15 protein-coding genes and 1 riboswitch are annotated in these 17,191 nt (G+C 68.3%); of the genes, 7 read left to right on the top strand and 8 right to left on the bottom strand.

What is annotated here, in order from left to right; all coding sequences use genetic code 11:
- Positions 1 to 10: 10 nt before the first annotated feature.
- The 4 genes from AAID08_RS05150 to AAID08_RS05135 form a co-directional block, all read right to left on the bottom strand.
- Positions 11 to 1,117 carry a porin gene (locus tag AAID08_RS05150; RefSeq protein WP_175142081.1) on the bottom strand — a complete coding sequence of 369 codons (1,107 nt, stop codon included), beginning with the start codon at positions 1,115 to 1,117 and terminating at the stop codon, positions 11 to 13.
- Between the two features lie 92 nt (positions 1,118 to 1,209).
- Positions 1,210 to 4,017: a magnesium-translocating P-type ATPase gene (gene mgtA, locus AAID08_RS05145; protein WP_395757426.1), complete on the bottom strand. Its 2,808-nt coding sequence runs from the start codon at positions 4,015 to 4,017 to the stop codon at positions 1,210 to 1,212.
- A 420-nt stretch (positions 4,018 to 4,437) separates the two neighbouring features.
- Positions 4,438 to 4,770, bottom strand: coding sequence for a hypothetical protein (locus AAID08_RS05140; protein WP_026382636.1), 333 nt, complete (start codon positions 4,768 to 4,770; stop codon positions 4,438 to 4,440).
- Positions 4,771 to 5,224: 454 nt separating this feature from the next.
- The gene (locus AAID08_RS05135) at positions 5,225 to 6,229 is read right to left on the bottom strand and encodes a sodium:calcium antiporter (RefSeq protein WP_054501967.1); all 1,005 of its coding nucleotides are present in this window, start codon (positions 6,227 to 6,229) and stop codon (positions 5,225 to 5,227) included.
- A 79-nt stretch (positions 6,230 to 6,308) separates the two neighbouring features.
- Positions 6,309 to 6,470: riboswitch (yybP-ykoY riboswitch) on the bottom strand.
- A gap of 134 nt (positions 6,471 to 6,604) precedes the next feature.
- On the opposite strand from AAID08_RS05135, the gene AAID08_RS05130 reads away from it, so the two are divergent.
- The gene (locus AAID08_RS05130) at positions 6,605 to 7,948 is read left to right on the top strand and encodes an aminopeptidase P N-terminal domain-containing protein (protein WP_116793585.1); all 1,344 of its coding nucleotides are present in this window, start codon (positions 6,605 to 6,607) and stop codon (positions 7,946 to 7,948) included.
- A gap of 59 nt (positions 7,949 to 8,007) precedes the next feature.
- Here the strand turns inward: AAID08_RS05130 and AAID08_RS05125 are convergent, their stop codons facing one another.
- Positions 8,008 to 8,472, bottom strand: coding sequence for a TM2 domain-containing protein (locus AAID08_RS05125; protein ID WP_054501774.1), 465 nt, complete (start codon positions 8,470 to 8,472; stop codon positions 8,008 to 8,010).
- Positions 8,473 to 8,551: 79 nt separating this feature from the next.
- On the opposite strand from AAID08_RS05125, the gene AAID08_RS05120 reads away from it, so the two are divergent.
- From AAID08_RS05120 to ruvA, 6 genes are all read left to right on the top strand, one after another.
- Positions 8,552 to 9,721 (top strand): UbiH/UbiF/VisC/COQ6 family ubiquinone biosynthesis hydroxylase, encoded by a 1,170-nt coding sequence (locus tag AAID08_RS05120; RefSeq protein ID WP_395757425.1) that lies wholly within the window; start codon positions 8,552 to 8,554, stop codon positions 9,719 to 9,721.
- An 82-nt stretch (positions 9,722 to 9,803) separates the two neighbouring features.
- Positions 9,804 to 10,829 (top strand): tRNA dihydrouridine synthase DusB, encoded by a 1,026-nt coding sequence (gene dusB / locus AAID08_RS05115; protein WP_162876769.1) that lies wholly within the window; start codon positions 9,804 to 9,806, stop codon positions 10,827 to 10,829.
- A 36-nt stretch (positions 10,830 to 10,865) separates the two neighbouring features.
- Complete coding sequence (locus AAID08_RS05110) at positions 10,866 to 11,105, top strand: helix-turn-helix domain-containing protein (protein WP_006217670.1); 240 nt, start codon at positions 10,866 to 10,868, stop codon at positions 11,103 to 11,105.
- Between the two features lie 103 nt (positions 11,106 to 11,208).
- Positions 11,209 to 12,798, top strand: a complete 1,590-nt coding sequence (purH, locus tag AAID08_RS05105; RefSeq protein ID WP_395757424.1) for a bifunctional phosphoribosylaminoimidazolecarboxamide formyltransferase/IMP cyclohydrolase — start codon at positions 11,209 to 11,211, stop codon at positions 12,796 to 12,798.
- Positions 12,798 to 13,346 (top strand): crossover junction endodeoxyribonuclease RuvC, encoded by a 549-nt coding sequence (gene ruvC, locus AAID08_RS05100; RefSeq protein WP_049071645.1) that lies wholly within the window; start codon positions 12,798 to 12,800, stop codon positions 13,344 to 13,346. The genes purH and ruvC overlap by 1 nt, the downstream gene beginning before the upstream one ends.
- 92 nt (positions 13,347 to 13,438) lie before the next feature.
- A complete protein-coding gene (gene ruvA / locus AAID08_RS05095; protein ID WP_006393160.1) occupies positions 13,439 to 14,011 on the top strand; it encodes a Holliday junction branch migration protein RuvA in 573 nt (190 codons plus the stop codon).
- Between the two features lie 64 nt (positions 14,012 to 14,075).
- Here the strand turns inward: ruvA and AAID08_RS05090 are convergent, their stop codons facing one another.
- The 3 genes from AAID08_RS05090 to ruvB all read right to left on the bottom strand — a co-directional run bounded on the left by AAID08_RS05090 (position 14,076) and on the right by ruvB (position 17,183).
- A complete protein-coding gene (locus tag AAID08_RS05090) occupies positions 14,076 to 14,996 on the bottom strand; it encodes a complex I NDUFA9 subunit family protein (RefSeq protein WP_054501777.1) in 921 nt (306 codons plus the stop codon).
- 112 nt (positions 14,997 to 15,108) lie between these two features.
- On the bottom strand, positions 15,109 to 16,074 hold the full coding sequence (locus AAID08_RS05085; RefSeq protein WP_064523839.1) for a threo-3-hydroxy-L-aspartate ammonia-lyase: 966 nt from the start codon (positions 16,072 to 16,074) through the stop codon (positions 15,109 to 15,111).
- 35 nt (positions 16,075 to 16,109) lie between these two features.
- Positions 16,110 to 17,183, bottom strand: coding sequence for a Holliday junction branch migration DNA helicase RuvB (gene ruvB / locus AAID08_RS05080; protein ID WP_054501779.1), 1,074 nt, complete (start codon positions 17,181 to 17,183; stop codon positions 16,110 to 16,112).
- Positions 17,184 to 17,191: the final 8 nt, after the last annotated feature.

Raw genomic sequence — 17,191 nt, 5'->3', positions numbered from 1 at the left:
CCTGTACGGCTCAGAACCGGTGCGAAATACCCGTACCGAAGCGCGACGTGTGGGAATGGCCAGGGTCGAACTGGTTGTCCAGGGTGTAATTGGACGCGTAGCCGGCGAACGCATAGAGCGTGGTGCGCGGCGACAGGTCATACGTATACCCCAATGTCACCAATTGCGCATTGCGCGCGCTCGAACCATCCTCCCATTTCCAGTCGGGACGCGCCAGCGACCACTGCACCACCACCGTGCCGTGGCCGACCGGCATGCTGGCGCCCAGCAGCCAGGCGTCGACGGTGCCGCCGCGCGCAAAGGCCGCCGGCCCCAGGTTCCGGCCCAGGTTGTCCGGATCGCCGCCGTCCAGGCCAACGTAGCCGTTGCGCTGGCGCGACCATCCCGCCGACACCTTGAACACCTCGAAGTCGTAGGAGGCGCCCAGTTGCACCGCCTGCGGCCGGCCGTTGCTGCCCTCGACCGGCTCGGCCAGGCGCAGTTGGTCCCAGGTGGCGACCGCCAGCAAGGGGCCGTCCTCGTACTTCAGGCCGAGGCTGAGGGCGCGGCTGTTGGCCGCGGTCTTGAAGCGGTCGCCGTCGTCGGCGTCGAAGGAATAGCCGACGCCCGCCTGGAAGCCCTGCCAGGTCGGCGTGTAGTAGTTGACCAGGTTGCTGAACTGGTAGTTGTCCGAGGCCTTGAAGGTGGCGCCCATGCCCATCTCCTTCCAGGAGGCCAGCTCCAGCGCATTGCCGTAGGTCTTGCCGACGGTGTACTGGCGCCCCAGGCGCAGGTCGCCGTAGCTGTCGTGGGCCAGCCCGACCCAGGCGCCGTAGTTGAACAGTCGGTCGTCATCGGCGCGCTTGCCGGTGGACGGGTCGAAGCCGCTTTCAAGCTGGAAACGGGTGCTCCAGCCGTCGCCCAGGTCCTCGGTGCCGCGCAGGCCCCAGAGGGAATCGGTCAGGCCGCCGTTGAGGATGCCATTGTGGGTGCCCTGTCCGGAGGTGTGGGTGGTGGCGATGCCCGCATCCACCACGCCGTAGAGCTGGACGCCCGGGCCATCGCCGGCCGCACAGACCGTCAGGGGAAGGCTGGCCGCGCCCGCCACGAGCGTCGTGGCAACAGTCGAGATTTTCATGCTTATCTCCAGAATCCGGGGTGGCACCGCCACCGCCGGTGGTATTGAATCGACGGTGGGCGCCTGCCCACCGCCAGGTGTATCAATAGTGACTATTGCCAGCCGTAGCGGCGCACCCACACGCCCTTGAGCAATTGGGTCAGCACGCAGTAGCTCAGCAGGATGCCGGCCAGCCAGGGGAAGTAGCTCCACGGCAGCGCCTGCAACTGGAAGTACTCGGCCAGCGGCGAGAACGGCAGGAACAGGCCCAGCCCGACCACCATGACCGTCATCAGCATCAACGGCCATGCGGCGCGGCTTTGCAGGAACGGGATCTTGCGTGTGCGGATCATATGCACGATGAGCGTCTGCGACAACAGCCCTTCGACGAACCAGCCGGACTGGAACAACGTCTGGTGCTCGGGCGCATTGGCCTGGAATACGTACCACATGAGCGCGTAGGTGGTGATGTCGAAGATGGAGCTGATGGGGCCGAAGAAAACCATGAAGCGGCCCAGCCCGGCGGGATCCCACTGTTGCGGCTTTTTCAGAAGCTCCTCGTCGACATTGTCGAACGGGATCGCGGTCTGCGAGATGTCGTACATCAAGTTCTGCAACAACAGGTGGATCGGCAGCATCGGCAGGAAGGGCAGGAACGCGCTGGCCACCAGCACCGAGAAGACGTTGCCGAAATTGGAGCTGGCCGTCATCTTCAGGTACTTGAGCATGTTGCAGAAGGTCTTGCGGCCCTCGATCACGCCGTCCTCCAGCACCATCAGGCTCTTTTCCAGCAGGATGATATCGGCGGCCTCCTTCGAGATATCCACCGCCGAGTCCACCGAAATGCCCACGTCGGCGGCGCGCAGGGCCGGCGCGTCGTTGATGCCGTCGCCCATGAAGCCCACGGTGTTGCCCTGGGCCCGCAACATGCGGACGATGCGCTCCTTGTGCGCTGGCGTCAGGCGCGCGAACACATTGGCCTCGCGCACCGCCACGGCCAGCCGGTCGTCGTCCATGGCCTCGATGTCGGCGCCCAGGCAGACCTTGCGGACCTCGAAGCCGACTTCGCGGCAGACCTTCTGCGTCACCAGTTCGACGTCGCCCGTGAGCACCTTGACCTCGATGCCGGAGCCGCGCAGCGCGGCCAGCGCCGGGCCGGTGGATTCCTTTGGAGGATCGAGGAAGGCGATGTAGCCGACCAGCACCAGTTCGGCCTCGTCGGCCACGCCATAGGCCTGCTGGGTCGGCGGCAGCTCGCGCACGCCCACGGCGATCACGCGCAGTCCGTCACGGTTCAGGCCGGCGGTGACGCGACGGATGTCGGCGCGGCGCGCGTCCGTCAGCGGATGCACGTCCTTGCCGATCCGCAGGCGGCTGCAGACGGAGAGCATTTCCTCCAGCGCCCCCTTGCAGATCAGTTCGTGGTGCTCGCGGCCGTTCTCGGTTTCGCTGACCACCACCGACATGCGGCGGCGCGAGAAATCGAACGGAATCTCGTCGATCTTGCGGTAGCGCGCGGCCAGGTCCAGCTTGCGTTCCACCTCGGCGTGACGCAGCACGGCCACATCGAGCAGGTTCTTCAGGCCGGTCTGGTAGTAGCTGTTGAGATAGGCGTAGGCCAGCACGTCGTCACTGGTGGCGCCATACACGTCGGTGTGACGTTCGAGCACGATGCGGTCCTGCGTCAGCGTGCCGGTCTTGTCGGTGCAAAGCACGTTCATGGCGCCCAGGTTCTGGATCGCGTCCAGGCGCTTGACCACCACCTTGCGCCGCGACATCCGCACCGCGCCCTTGGCCAGCGTGGCCGTGACGATCATCGGCAGCATTTCCGGCGTCAGGCCGACCGCGATCGCCAGCGCGAACAGCAGCGCCTCGAGCCAGTCGCCCTTGGTGAAGCCGTTGATCAGCAGCACGATGGGCGCCATCACCAGCATGAAGCGGATCAGCACCCAACTGACCCGGTTGATGCCCTGCTGGAACTGCGTCGGCATGCGCGAGGTCTGCGTCACGCGCCCGGCCAACTGGCCGAAGTAGGTGCCGGCGCCGGTGGCCACCACCAGGGCGGTGCCGGAGCCGCTGACCACATTGGTCCCCATGAAGGCCATGTTCTCGAGTTCCAGCGCGTTGGCGGTCTCGACGCGCTGCATGGCGTACTTCTCGACCGGCAGCGATTCGCCAGTCAGGGCCGCCTGGGCCACGAACAGATCCTTGGCGCCCAGGATGCGGCAGTCGGCGGGGATCATGTCGCCCGCGGACAGCAGCACCACGTCGCCCGGCACCAGTTCGGCCAGCGGCACCTCGATCTGGCGCGAGCCCGAAGCGTGCAGCGTGGCGCCGAAGAAGCGCCGCGCATCGCCCTCGCCCATGCCGGCGGCGTCGCTGCGCAGCACCGTGGCGGTGTTCTGCACCATCGCCTTCAGGGCCTCGGCGGCGCGGTTGGAGCGGCGCTCCTGCACGAAGCGCAACAGTGTGGAGATCACCACCATCGAGCCGATGATGATGACGCCCTTCCAGGACTGGTCGTCGGGCTCGGCCATGTACACGTCGGTGACCCACGACAGCGATGCGAGGCCGGTCAGCAGCAGGTTGAAGGGGTTGCGGAACGATTGCCACAGATGGGCGTACCAGGTCAGCGGCTTTTCGTGGTCGACTTCGTTGGCGCCATAGCGCGCGCGGGCCTCATCGGCCTGGACTTCGGACAGGCCGCCGCGGCCGCTGCGGAACATCGAGAACAGCGCATCGAAATCCATGCGCGCCACATCGAGCATGCGACGGTTGGCGCGGCGCGCGGCATCAGAAGAATCGGCCGCGGTGGCAAGTTGCGCGCCGCCCTGCTCCAGCATGGGGGAACGCCGAAAATGGCGCCCCGATCGCCGCAGCCCGGCCGCGGAGGAAAAGAAGGTCTTCAGGAATTTGAACATCGGAGTGTTCCAGTTATTGGTGTTGTTCTGGAAGACACGGGCTGCCCGCCGCCATGCCTTTGCGCGGGCAGCACGGGGCCGCGGCCCGCGCAAAGCAGGCCGTTTCCGCCACGTACAGGCGTGCGCAGGCACCGGGGCGATGTTGCCGGTGTCCGGATCGCGTCGAGGCGCGCCGGGTGCGGAAGGCGGAACGGGAAACTAGCGGAAGAACCGGGGCCGGCTGAACCGGCGCGCGCGGAGCGGGCCTGGCCGGGGGTTCAGGGCTGCGGATTCCGTACAGACCGGGTGACTATCCGGCCAGTCGGCTCGCAAGGGAGAGGACGGGTCAGACAGGCAGGCCGGCGCCGCGCACAAGGCGCAATCGAGGCTCGGGGTCTAAGGCACTGGGCATGGTCTCTCCTGGATTGGCGGACGGCGGCGTCAGGCCGCCAGCGGTTGCGCGCCGAAATGCACGTGGCGCACAGCGGGGTTGGCGCTGAGCCGGCGGGCTTGCGACATCAGTTCGCCGCGCAGCTCAGGCGGGCAGTTCACGGTGATGCAGGCCGAAGCCATGCCGGGGTCGCGGCCCTGGTCGATCTGCACTTGCGACACGTCGAGTCCGGCCGCGCTGAAGTCAAGGCAGATCTGCTTGCGCAGGGCGCCCAGTTCATCGCGCGGGCAGATGACCGTCAGGCGCGAAGTGCCGCGGCGGCGGCCCATGGCGGTGGCGCGGTCCACGCCGGCGCGGCGCAGGAACAAGTCGAAGAAACGCATAGCGGCCTCCATTGCGTAATGGGGAGCGGCTTTCGCGCATACGCGCGCACGCAGGCACACGGCGCATGGCGGGCGGGCACGAAAAAGGCGTGCACGAACGCGGGCGCTGCGACTAGCGGCGGTTCTGGCGGTTTACGTTGGGGAGAATCCCGGCAAGCCGTGGGCTTGCGCTGCTGCCCGGCAAGAAGCCCGGGGCTTGGGATACAACCGCAACCTGCTCAACAGGCTGCGGCAGATGGAGTTCTGCGTGGTCCTGTCAAACAGCGACGTCGATGCAAGATCGACTACTTTCGCCGGAATCGGTATTCACGAAGACTGCTCCTGGGATGGATAACGGGCAAGATTTTACGCGGGTTTCCACTGATGGACAAGGTTTCTGGGCAGAAAAAGCCTCTTCGGTGCAAAAAAGGCGCGGGGCGGTTGCGTCCCGCGCCTTCAAACCCTTCCCGACTCGTCAGGCGTAGAAGTGCCAGCCCAGGTAGGCCGCGAACAAGGCGTAGAAACCACCCACCGCGGATAGCGCCGGCACGCTCATGCCGGCGCGACGGAAGCGCAGCCACAGCAGGCCGATGGAGAGCATGGTGAACAGGCCGGCGGCCAGCAGCGGGCCGTCGAGCAGCCAGGGCGTCAGGAAGATGCCGAGCGCGCTGGGGATGGTGGCCTGGATCATCATGGCGCCGGAGATGTTGGCCAGCGCGAGGCGCTCCTTGCCCTGGCGCACCCAGATCAGCGCGTTCATGATCTCGGGCAGTTCGGTGGCGACGGGCGCCAGCAGCAGCGCGGCCACGTGCGGCGAGGCGCCCATGGCAATGCCGAGCACCTCGATCTGGTTGACGAACACGTGCGAGGCGCCGGCGATCACGACCAGCGCCAGCAGCGTCTGGGTCGCGGCCCAGAACATCGACGGATTGTCGTCGCGCGGCCGCAGCTTGAGCGGCTCGAGGTCTTCGCAGTCAATGCAGTCTTCGTCGTTGCTCAGTTCGCGCTTGATGTACAGGCCGTACGTCGCCAGGAACAGGATGCCGAGCCAGGGCTTCCAGGCAAAGGCCAGCAGGCCGAGCCCGACCTTGAAGACGAAGATGCCCATGAACCAGGCCTGGTCGCGGGCCAGCCGGCGCTGGTCCGCGTTGATACAGTCGGCTTGCGCGGGCTGGCCGCGACGCGCACGCCACAGGGCCAGGCCGACCACGGCGTAGGCCAGCGTCGCCAGCACCAGCGGCCCGCCCATGGCTGCGCCAACGCCGATATCTTTCTGTTCGGGCGTGTCGCCGAACACCACGGCCATGAAGGTCACTGCGCTTTCCGGCAGGGCGGTACCGAAGGCGGCCAGCACGGTGCCGGTCGCGGTGGCGCCGAGCTGGAAGCGGTGTCCGACCCATTCGACGCCATTGACGAAGAATTCGCAGGCGAGGTAGATCACCGCCGCAGACAGGAAAAACAGGAAAAGGGTGAGCAACATATAGACGAGCCGGACGAGCAGAAACCAATTGGCGCGACATTGCGGCTCGCCCGGCCAGGGTGAACGCAACGCGGCCAAAGGTCTCGCCTGGCTGATCCATGCGCGGGCGGGCCGCGACATGGAGACCGTTAGCGCCATGGAGTTCTGGCTACCGCTACGCGGCACCGAACCACCAAGTCTGTTGACGCTAACTCCTTTGGGGACAAAGGATGGCTACTCCCCAATGACAGTGCCGCGATTGTAGCAGCCCGTCCGTGACAGTCCAGTGAATCCATGCGTCGGGCGCGGGAATGCCGCCAGACTGTCGCATCGGCGGCACGACGGGTAAAGTAAACGGCACCACAGCTTCCCGCCGGGCCTTGCGCCCCCTTGCCCATGAGCCTGCCTCCCACCGATATCGCTCCCTTCGCCGCCCGCCGCCAGCGCCTGATGGCGCGAATGCGCGCCGATGGCGGCGGCATCGCGGTCCTGGCCACCGCGCCCGAAGCCATGCGCAACCGCGACGCCGAGTACCCCTACCGGCACGACAGCGACTTCTTCTACCTGACCGGCTTCACCGAGCCCGGCGCCTGGCTGGTGCTGATCGCGGGCGCCACCGACCGCGCGCTGCTGTTCTGCCGTCCGCGCCATATCGAGCACGAGATCTGGGAAGGCCGGCGCTTCGGCCCGGAGGCCGCGGCCGAGCATTTCGGCTTCGACGACGCGCACGCGCTGGACGCGCTCGACGAACTGCTGCCCCGACTGCTGCTGGACCAGCCCACCCTGTACGCGCCCCTGGCCGGCGACAAGCGTACCGACGGCCGCCTGCACCGCTGGCTGGCGGCGGCGCGCGAGGCCAGCCGCGGCGGCCATCAGCCTCCCATGCGGCAACAGGACATCCGGCCGATCCTGGCCGAAATGCGGCTGATCAAGGACCCCAGCGAGATCGCCGCGATGCGGCGGGCGGCCAAGATCTCCGCCGGCGCCCATGCGCGCGCCATGCGAGCAACGCGCGCCGGCATGCGCGAATACGAACTGGAAGCGGAGCTGTTGTATGAATTCCGCCGCCATGGCGCTCAGGCAGTGGCCTACAACAGCATCGTCGCGGCCGGCGCCAATGCCTGCGTGCTGCACTACCCTGCCGGCGAGGCGGTGCTGCGCGATGGCGACCTGGTGCTGATCGACGCCGGCTGCGAGGTCGACAGCTACGCCAGCGACATCACCCGCACCTTTCCGGTCAACGGCCGCTACAGCGGCCCGCAGCGCGCGCTGTACGACCTGACGGTGGCGGCGCAGGAGGCCGCGGCCCAGGCAACCGCGCCCGGCCGCGGCTGGAACGACGGCCATGAAGCCGCGGTGCGGGTGCTGGCCCAGGGCATGCTGGACCTGAAACTGCTGAAGGGGTCGCTGGACGGCGTGATCGAGTCGGGCGACTACAGCCGTTTCTACATGCACCGCACCGGCCACTGGCTCGGCCTGGACGTGCACGATGTGGGCGACTACCGCCAGCCGGGCGGCGCAGCCGGCGCGGAACGCCCATGGCGCAAGCTGGAAACCGGCATGATGCTGACGATCGAGCCGGGCATCTATGTGCGTCCGGCCGACGATGTGCCCGAGGCCTACTGGAACATCGGCATCCGTACCGAGGACGACGCGCTGGTGACGGACGAGGGCTGCGAGCTGATCACTCGCGGCGTGCCGGTGCAGGCCGGCGAGATCGAGGCGCTGATGCGCGAATGAGCGAGCGGCGCGCGCAGGCCGGCATGGCGTCGGCCGCGCTCGTGAGGGCGGCCCCGGACCTACAGCGTCAGGCCGTCCAGCCAGCCCATCGCCACCCAGACGTAGACCACCACCATCGCGATCGCGAACATCGACACGGTGGCGCCCACCAGGCAGGCCAGGATGGCCACCAGCACCGGCCCCCAGCCGGTCCTGGGGGACGGCGGCAATCCGGGGTTGTAGCGGCGGTCGAACTTCTCGTCGGGCATCAGCGAGAACACCGCGCTCTCGATGAAGCCGTCGATCATGGGAATGAACACCAGGAAAAAGGCCGGGTTGTCGTACCAGACCGGGTAGTAGCGGAACGCGCAGAACAGGCTGAGCAGGGACAGCGTCGTCACCAGCCAGGCGTAACGCCGGCCCAGGTACCACCAATGAGCGCCGAGCCAGCCGAACAGACAGGCCAGCAGGCCGACAGCGACCTTGCCGCGAGGGCGGCGCGGGATTGCGGCGGACAGCGAAGAAGAAGCCTCGAGCTGCGTCATATCAATCAACCGGTGAAGGGTCCCGGGCGCCAAGCCGCGCCGGCAGACTCGGATTGTAGTGGACAGGTAAAATCGCGACATGACTATCTCCGCCTTCGACATTGCGATTCTCGGCGCCGGCCCCGTGGGGCGTGTCCTGGCGTTGATGCTGGCGCGCGTGGCGCCGAACCCCTCCCGCATCGCCCTGCTGCAAGGCGCCAGCCCGGCCGCCGCGACGCCAGCCGCCGCCATTCCCGCGGCCGATCCGCGCGTGCTGGCGATGAACCATGGCAGCCGGGTGCTGCTCGAATCGCTGCACGCCTGGCCCGCCAAGGCGGCGGACATCCTCAATATCCACGTTTCCCAGCGCGGCCGGCTTGGCCGCAGCGTGATCCGCAACACCGATTTCAACGTGCCACAGCTCGGCTGCGTGGTCGCCTACTCGGCGCTGCACGCCAGACTGGAGGAATGCGTGGCCGCCAGCGGCGTCACGCTGCTGTCCGGTCCGCCAGCCGTGGTCGACGGCCAGGACGCCGACGGCGTGCGCATCAGCCAGGGCGACACCGCCCTTAGCTGCCGCATCGCCGTGCAATCCGACGGGGCCGGAGGCAGCGACGTGCGCCGCGACTACGGTCAGCACGCCCTGCTGACCACCACCCACGCCAGCCTGCCGCGCCGTGGCTGGGCCTGGGAACGCTTCACCGCCGAAGGGCCGCTGGCGCTGCTGCCGCATCCGCAGACGGCGGACGCCTATTCGGTGGTCTGGTGCAGCGCGCCCGGGCGCGCGGCCGAACTGGCGGCGCTGAACAACACCGCCTTCTCGCACGCGCTGACGGCGGCCTTTGGCGACCGCCTGGGCCGCCTGACGTGCCAGGCGCCGCGTCATGTCTTCCCGCTGGCGCTGAGCGCGCGCCGCGGCCTGGTGCAGGGCCGCGTGGCCGTGATCGGCAATGCGGCGCAGACGCTGCACCCGGTGGCCGGCCAGGGACTCAACCTGGGACTGCGCGACGCCGCCCGGCTGGCCCAGTCCCTGGGCGGCTGGCTGGCCCAGCCGAACGCCAATCCCACCCAGGCGTTGCAAGACTTCGCCCGCGCGCGCCAGGTCGACCGGCTCATCACCGCCGGCGTCACCGACCTGATGCCGCGCATCTTCGCCACCGGCCTGGCGCCGGTAGAACACGCCTGTGGCCTGGCCTTGCTGGGCCTGGATCTGGCCGCGCCGCTGCGGGCGCCGTTGGCGCGCCATCTGCTGCAGGGTTTCCGGGCCTGATCCTCCCCTTTTTTCGTCGGCCTGTTACCAAGCTGTTGCGGACGAAAAAAGAGGGTTCGATCGAGCCGGTTAAAATGTGACCATGCGCATCGGCCCGTGGACTCTCCCCAACAACGTTCTGGTCGCGCCCATGGCGGGCGTGACGGATCGTCCTTTCCGACAGCTCTGCAAGAAATTGGGGGCCGGCTACGCCGTCTCGGAGATGGCCGCCAGCAACCCCAAGCTGTGGGACAGCGTCAAGACCTCGCGGCGCCTGAACCACGACGGCGAGATCGCCCCCATTTCGGTGCAGATCGCCGGCGCCGACCCCGCCATGATGGCCGAGGCCGCCGTGTTCAACGCCAACAAGGGCGCGCGCATCATCGACATCAACATGGGTTGCCCGGTGAAAAAGGTCTGCAACGTGGCCTCGGGCTCGGCCCTGCTGCGCCACGAAGACCTGATCGCCCGCATCCTGGACGCCGTGGTCGAGGCCTGCGCGCCGCTGGGGGTGCCGGTCACCCTCAAGACCCGCACCGGCTGGGACCGCAACAGCCGCAACGCCCTGCGCGTGGCCAGACTGGCCCAGGACGCCGGCATCGCCGCCCTGACACTGCATGGACGCACCCGCGCCGACCTCTATACGGGCGAGGCGGAATATGACACTATCCGCGCCGTCCGCGCCGAGCTGAAAATCCCGCTGATCGCCAATGGCGACATCGACTCGCCCGAAAAGGCCAGGCGCGTCCTGGATTACACTGGCGCCGACGCGGTCATGATCGGCCGGGCGGCCCAAGGGCGTCCCTGGATCTTCCGCGAGGTCGACCATTACCTGCGCACGGGCGAAACACTGGCCCCACCCAGCTATGGGGAAATGCGCGAACTGCTGCTCGAACATCTCGACGACCACTACCGCTTCTATGGCGAACACACCGGCGTACGCACGGCGCGCAAGCACATAGGGTGGTATCTGGACGGCCTGCCGGGCGCGGACTCGTTCCGCGACCGCATGAACCTCATCGACAACACCCGCGACCAGTGGCGGGCGGTGTCGGAATGGTTCCTCAATCTTTCCCGTGACGGCAACCCCAACCCGGCGCCTGTCGCGAAAGCCCTGCTGGCGGCATAACCGCCTCACCACCAACATAAAAATATCTGTACTCCGATGAGCAAGAAAGATGTCCTGGAAGAATGCGTGCGCGCCAGCCTGGAGCGCTATTTCGAAGACTTGGGCGAATCCGAGCCCCACGACATGTGGGACATGGTGATGCGCTGCGTGGAGCGCCCGGTCCTCGAAGTGGCGTTGGAACGGTCCGGCGGCAACCAGTCGCGGGCATCCGAAATGCTGGGCATCACGCGCAACACCCTGCGCAAGAAACTGCTGGCCCATAACATCCAGGTATAGCGCATCGCCGCGCGGGCGGGCCGGCTGGCGCGCCCCGCATGACAGATTTCCCATCCCGACCTGAAGCGAGACAGGCGCCCGCGCCCCACTCCCGTCCCTCACCATGAAAATCGAAACCGCCCTGCTTTCGGTGTCCGACAAGACCGGCATCGTTGAATTTGCCCGCGCCCTGGCCGCGCGCGGCGTGCGCCTGCTGTCGACCGGCGGCACCGCCAAGCTGCTGGCCGAGTCCGGCCTGACCGTCACCGAAGTGGCCGCCCACACCGGCTCGCCCGAGATCCTGGACGGCCGCGTCAAGACGCTGCACCCGAAGATCCACGGCGGCCTGCTGGCCCGCCGCGACAGCGCCGAGCACATGGACACCATCAAGGCGGCCGGCATCGATCGCATCGACATGCTGGTGGTCAACCTGTATCCGTTCCGCGAAACGGTGGCCAAGCCCGACTGCACCTTCGCCGACGCGGTCGAGAACATCGACATCGGCGGCCCGGCCATGCTGCGCGCCGCCGCCAAGAACCACGGCACCGAGGCCGGCGGCGTGACGGTGGTGATCGACCCGGTCGACTACTCGCGCGTGCTGTCCGAAATGGACCAGGGCGGCGGCACCTCGTACGGCCTGCGCCTGGCGCTGGCCGCCAAGGTCTACGCCCACACCGCGGCCTACGACGGCGCCATCGCCGCCTACCTGACCAGCCTGACCGACGCCGAACCGGCGCAGGACGCCGTGCCGGCGCGCCAGGAATGGCCCGGCACCCTGACCCTGCAGGTCAAACAGGAACAGGCCCTGCGCTACGGCGAGAACCCGCACCAGACCGCCGCGTTCTACGTCGACGCGCAGCGTCCGGCCGGCCTGCTGGGCAACTACCGCCAACTGCAGGGCAAGGAACTGTCGTACAACAACATCGCCGACGCCGATGCCGCCTGGGAATGCGCGCGCAGCTTCGAGGCGCCCGCCTGCGTCATCGTCAAGCACGCCAACCCCTGCGGCGTGGCGGTCGCGGCCGACACGCTGGGCGCGTACCAGCAGGCCTTCAAGACCGACCCGACCTCGGCCTTCGGCGGCATCATCGCCTTCAACCGCCCGGTCGACGCCGCCACCGCCGAAGCCGTCAGCGCCCAGTTCCTGGAGGTGCTGCTAGCCCCGGCCTATGACGGCGCCGCGCTGGCCATCCTGGCCGCCAAGAAGAACGTGCGCGTACTGGAAGTGCCGATGGGCACGGGCCAGAACGCCTTCGACGTCAAGCGCGTCGGCGGCGGCTGGCTGGTGCAAAGTCCGGACGCCTACAACGTGCCGCGCGACGCGCTGAAGGTCGTGACCAAGCGCCAGCCCACCGAACAGGAAATGAACGATCTGGCGTTCGCCTGGAAGGTCGCCAAGTACGTCAAGTCCAACGCCATCGTGTTCGTCGGCGGCGGCATGACGCTGGGCGTCGGCGCCGGCCAGATGAGCCGCATCGACTCGGCCCGCATCGCCTCGATCAAGGCCGAGAACGCCGGCCTGACGCTGAAGGGCTCGGCGGTGGCGTCGGACGCCTTCTTCCCGTTCCGCGACGGCCTGGACGTGGTGGTGGCCGCGGGCGCGACCTGCGTGATCCAGCCCGGCGGCAGCGTGCGCGACGACGAAGTCATCGCCGCGGCCGACGAGCATGACATCGCCATGGTGCTGACCGGCACCCGCCACTTCCGCCACTGATGCGCGTCCTCGGCATCGATCCCGGCCTGCGCCGCACCGGCTTCGGTGTGATCGATGCCGACGGCCCGCGCCTGCGTTATGTCGCCAGCGGCACCATCGTGGTGCCGCCGGCGCTGACGCTGTCCGAACGCCTCAAGGTCATCCTGGACAACCTGCGCCAGGTGGCGCGCGACACGCAGCCCGACGTGGCCGCGCTGGAAATCGTCTTCCTGAACACCAATCCCGCCTCGACCCTGCTGCTGGGCCAGGCCCGCGGCGCGGCGCTGTGCGCGCTGGCCGACAGTTCGCTGGCGGTGCACGAGTACACCGCGCTGCAGATCAAGAAGGCCGTGGTCGGCACCGGCCGCGCGGCCAAGGAACAGGTGCAGATGATGGTGCAGCACCTGCTGGCGCTGGACGGCACCCCCGCCCCCGACTCGGCCGACGCGCTGGCCTGCGCCATCTGCCACGCCCACGTCGGCCCCTTGCAGGACCGGCTGACGGAATTGGGCACGCGCCTGAGCCTGAGCGGCAAGACCCGCCTGCGCAACGGCCGCCTGCTCGGCTGAGCCCCGCGCCCCCGCTTCGCGCGGACCCGTATAGAATCCCCGCATCCGCCGCGACTGACGCGGCCCCCCTCTTTTGCCAGGCCATTGCCACCATGATCGGACGCATCACCGGAACCCTGATCGAGAAACTGCCGCCCACCGTCTGCGTGGACGTGAACGGTCTGGGCTACGACATCGACGTGCCCATGAGCACGCTGTACTCGCTGCCGGAAACCGGCGCGCGCGTCACGCTGTACACGCACCTGACGGTGCGCGAAGACGCCCACATCCTCTACGGCTTCGCCACCGCGGGCGAACGCAGCGCCTTCCGTGAACTGATCAAGGTCAGCGGCATCGGCGCGCGCACCGCGCTGTCGGTGCTTTCCGGCCTGTCGGTGGCCGACCTGGCCCAGGCCATCACGTTGCAGGAATCGGGCCGCCTGACCCGCGTGCCCGGCATCGGCAAGAAGACCGCCGAACGCCTGCTGCTGGAAATGCGCGGCAAGCTGGGCGCGGACATCGGCGCCACCGCGCATCCGGTGCAGGATAACCAGTCCGACATCCTGAACGCCTTGCTGGCGCTGGGGTACTCCGAGAAGGAATCGTTGTCGGCCCTGAAGACGCTGCCCGAAGGCGTGGGCGTGTCGGACGGCATCAAGCAGGCCTTGAAGGCGCTGGTGCGCTGAACAGGCCCGCGGCTCGGTTCCGGGCCACAAGCGCCCGGGCGAAGCCCGCGTGACGCGGCGCCGGCTAACGCGCCTGCGCCAGGTAGCCGGGCGCCACCGCTTCCAGCCCCGTCGGCACCACGTTCAATTCGGGCGCCATCGGCGCGCCGCAGATATTGTCGTGGCGCAGGGAATCCAGGTTGTCGCGCGACATCAGGGGCTGGCCCGGCAGGCACTCGAACAGCATGGCCTGCATCCGCCCAAGCCCCATCGGCAAGCTGACCACCGGGCGCGGGTTGCCGCCCCAACCGGCGCACAGACGCGCGATCTCGCCCAGCGTGTAGACCTGCGGGCCGCCCAGTTCATAGGTCTTGCCCCAGGTGTGGGTGTTGCCCAGCGTCGCCAGCATCGCCGTCACCACGTCGCCCACGAACACCGGCTGCATGCGCACGTGTGCGCCGGCCAGGGGCAGCACGGGCAGCCAACGCGCCAGGCGCGCGAACATGTTGGTGAAGCTGTCGTCGGCCCCGAACACCACCGACGGGCGGAAGATCGTCCAGCCGCCCTCGCGCCAGTCGGCCAGCTCCTGCTTGATGGCGGCCTCGCCGTCGCCCTTTGAACGCTGGTACATGCTGGCGCCGTTGGAGTCGGCGCCCAGCGCGCTGACGTGCAGCAGGCGGTGCGCCCCCTGGCGGCGGCAGGCGCGCGCGATGCGCTGCGGCAGGTGCACATGGGCCCGCGCGAAATCGGAGCCATAGGGCCGGCCCGAATTGCCATGCAGGATGCCCACCAGGTTGACGACCGCGTCACAACCGCTCACCAGGCGGTCGAGCGCGTCGTCGTCATGCACGTCGCTGGCGAGCAGGGTGACGGTGGGCAACATCTGGAGTTCTCGCCCCTGGCCATAACGGCGGGTGGGCACCAGGATCTGGTGCTGCCCGCCCGCCAGCCGGGCGATGAGATGACGGCCGATGAAGCCAGTGCCGCCGATGACAAGGATACGCATGGAGCAGCCCCTGTTCTTCAGGATTCAGGCCCGATTCTGCCCTGCGTGCGCCGCCTCCGCAAGCAGGCGGCCAAAGCGCCGGACGATATCCCGCCGGCGCCTCGCCTCCGGGTCAGCCCGCCAGCAACTTGCCGTAGGCCGGAAGATCGACGTTGCCGCCGCTGATGATGACGCCAACGCGCGCGCCCCGCACCGGCACCACGCCCTGGAGCACGGCCGCGGCCGCCAGGCAGCCGGTGGGTTCCACCACCATCTTCATGCGTTCGGCGAAGAACCTCATGGTCGAAACCAGTTGGTCATCCGTCACCGTGACGATGTCGCGCACGTACTTCTGGATGAGGGGGAAGGTCAGGTTGCCGAGATGGGTGGTGGCGGCGCCGTCGGCCAGCGTCTTGGGCGCCTGGATACGGACGATCTCGCCCTTGCGCAGCGACTGCTGGCCGTCGTTGCCGGCTTCCGGCTCGACCCCGTAGACCAGGCAGCGCGGGCTGAGCGCGAATGCCGACAGCGCCGACCCCGACAGCAGGCCGCCGCCGCCCAGGCACACGAACAGGTAGTCCAGCTCGCCCACGTCCTCGAACAGTTCCTTGGCCGCGGTGCCCTGCCCCGCGATCACGTCCTCGTGGTCGTACGGCGGGATCAGCGTGGCGCCGGTCTCGGCCTGGATGCGGCGCGCAATCTCTTCGCGGTCCTCGGTGTAGCGGTCGTAGGTGACGATCTGGCCGCCGTAGCCTTCGGTGGCGGCGCGCTTGGCCGCCGGGGCGTCCAGCGGCATGATGATGGTGGCCTTGACGCCCTGCAGCCTGGAGGCAAGGGCGATCGCCTGGGCGTGGTTGCCCGACGAAAACGTGACCACGCCGGCGGCGCGCTGCTCGGGCGTCAGGCGGGCGATGGCGTTGAAGCCGCCGCGGAACTTGAACGCGCCCATGCGCTGGTAGTTCTCGCACTTGAAGAACAGCGAGGCGCCGGCGATGGCGTCGGCCGTGGTCGAGGTCAGCACCGGCGTGCGGTGCGCATTGCCGGCCAGGCGCTCGCTGGCGCGCGCGACGTCGTCGAATGAGGGCAGTTCGGGCAGCATGTAAACAGTCCTTTGTACGCGAAGAAAGTCGGATTTTATTTGCCGAACAGGTCGCCGCTGCTGCTGGCCGCGCCGGCGGGAGGCGTCAGGCCCAGGTGGCGCCAGGTGGTCAGGGTGGCGGTGCGGCCGCGCGGCGTGCGTTGCAGGTAGCCGTGCTGGATCAGATAGGGCTCGATCACGTCCTCGATGGTGTCGCGTTCTTCGCCGATGGCCGCGGCCAGGCTGTCCACGCCCACCGGGCCGCCATCGAACTTGTGGATGATGGCTTCGAGCAGCTTGCGGTCCATCAGGTCCAGGCCCTGCGGATCGACTTCCAGCATGGCCAGGGCGCGGCCGGCGACGTCGGCGTCGATGGTGCCGCCGGCCTTGACCTCGGCGTAGTCGCGCACCCGCCGCAGCAGGCGGTTGGCGATACGCGGCGTGCCACGGGCGCGGCGCGCCACTTCGGCGGCGCCGTCGGCAGTAATGGTGGCGTTGAGCAGGCCCGCGCTGCGGGTGACGATGCGGCCGAGGTCGTCGGCGTTGTAGAACTCCAGCCGCGAAACGATGCCGAAGCGGTCGCGCAGCGGATTGGTCAGCATGCCGGCGCGGGTAGTGGCGCCGACCAGCGTGAATGGCTGCAGGTCGAGCTTGACGCTGCGCGCGGCCGGGCCCTCGCCGATCAGGATGTCGATCTGGAAATCCTCCAGCGCGGGGTAGAGGATTTCCTCGACCACGGGCGACAGCCGGTGGATCTCGTCGATGAACAGGACGTCGTTCTTTTCCAGGTTGGTCAGCAGCGCGGCCAGGTCGCCCGGGCGCTCGAGCACGGGGCCGGAGGTCTGGCGCAGTTGCACGCCCATTTCATGCGCGATGATGTGAGCCAGCGTGGTCTTGCCCAGGCCCGGCGGGCCGAACAGCAGCACGTGGTCCAGCGCCTCGCCGCGCTTGCGGGCGGCGGCGATGAAGATCTCGAGCTGTTCGCGCGCGCGCCGCTGGCCGACGTATTCTTCCAGCGCCTTGGGCCGCAGGGCGCGTTCGATCGACTCCTCGTTGGGCGACGCCGGTTGGGGCGCGACGATGCGAGGCGCGTCGGGGCGGGAGGAAAGCGAATCGGACTGGATGGCCATGGTGCGGG

The organism is Achromobacter sp. EB05 (assembly GCF_044232075.1).
Taxonomy (GTDB): Bacteria; Pseudomonadota; Gammaproteobacteria; order Burkholderiales; family Burkholderiaceae_B; genus Achromobacter; species Achromobacter dolens.
Note: the sequence above shows the minus strand (reverse complement) of the source record. Positions and strands in the feature narration are given on the sequence as shown.

Bases quoted from the DNA above. Each gene is read 5' to 3' on its own strand.
- ruvA (WP_006393160.1), top strand. From the start codon at position 13,439: ATGATCGGACGCATCACCGGAACCCTGATCGAGAAACTGCCGCCCACC.
- AAID08_RS05090 (WP_054501777.1), bottom strand. From the start codon at position 14,996: ATGCGTATCCTTGTCATCGGCGGCACTGGCTTCATCGGCCGTCATCTC.
- AAID08_RS05135 (WP_054501967.1), bottom strand. From the start codon at position 6,229: ATGTTGCTCACCCTTTTCCTGTTTTTCCTGTCTGCGGCGGTGATCTAC.
- purH (WP_395757424.1), top strand. From the start codon at position 11,209: ATGAAAATCGAAACCGCCCTGCTTTCGGTGTCCGACAAGACCGGCATC.
- AAID08_RS05110 (WP_006217670.1), top strand. From the start codon at position 10,866: ATGAGCAAGAAAGATGTCCTGGAAGAATGCGTGCGCGCCAGCCTGGAG.
- mgtA (WP_395757426.1), bottom strand. From the start codon at position 4,017: ATGTTCAAATTCCTGAAGACCTTCTTTTCCTCCGCGGCCGGGCTGCGG.
- AAID08_RS05140 (WP_026382636.1), bottom strand. From the start codon at position 4,770: ATGCGTTTCTTCGACTTGTTCCTGCGCCGCGCCGGCGTGGACCGCGCC.
- ruvB (WP_054501779.1), bottom strand. From the start codon at position 17,183: ATGGCCATCCAGTCCGATTCGCTTTCCTCCCGCCCCGACGCGCCTCGC.
- AAID08_RS05150 (WP_175142081.1), bottom strand. From the start codon at position 1,117: ATGAAAATCTCGACTGTTGCCACGACGCTCGTGGCGGGCGCGGCCAGC.
- AAID08_RS05085 (WP_064523839.1), bottom strand. From the start codon at position 16,074: ATGCTGCCCGAACTGCCCTCATTCGACGACGTCGCGCGCGCCAGCGAG.
- AAID08_RS05125 (WP_054501774.1), bottom strand. From the start codon at position 8,472: ATGACGCAGCTCGAGGCTTCTTCTTCGCTGTCCGCCGCAATCCCGCGC.
- AAID08_RS05120 (WP_395757425.1), top strand. From the start codon at position 8,552: ATGACTATCTCCGCCTTCGACATTGCGATTCTCGGCGCCGGCCCCGTG.
- AAID08_RS05130 (WP_116793585.1), top strand. From the start codon at position 6,605: ATGAGCCTGCCTCCCACCGATATCGCTCCCTTCGCCGCCCGCCGCCAG.
- dusB (WP_162876769.1), top strand. From the start codon at position 9,804: ATGCGCATCGGCCCGTGGACTCTCCCCAACAACGTTCTGGTCGCGCCC.
- ruvC (WP_049071645.1), top strand. From the start codon at position 12,798: ATGCGCGTCCTCGGCATCGATCCCGGCCTGCGCCGCACCGGCTTCGGT.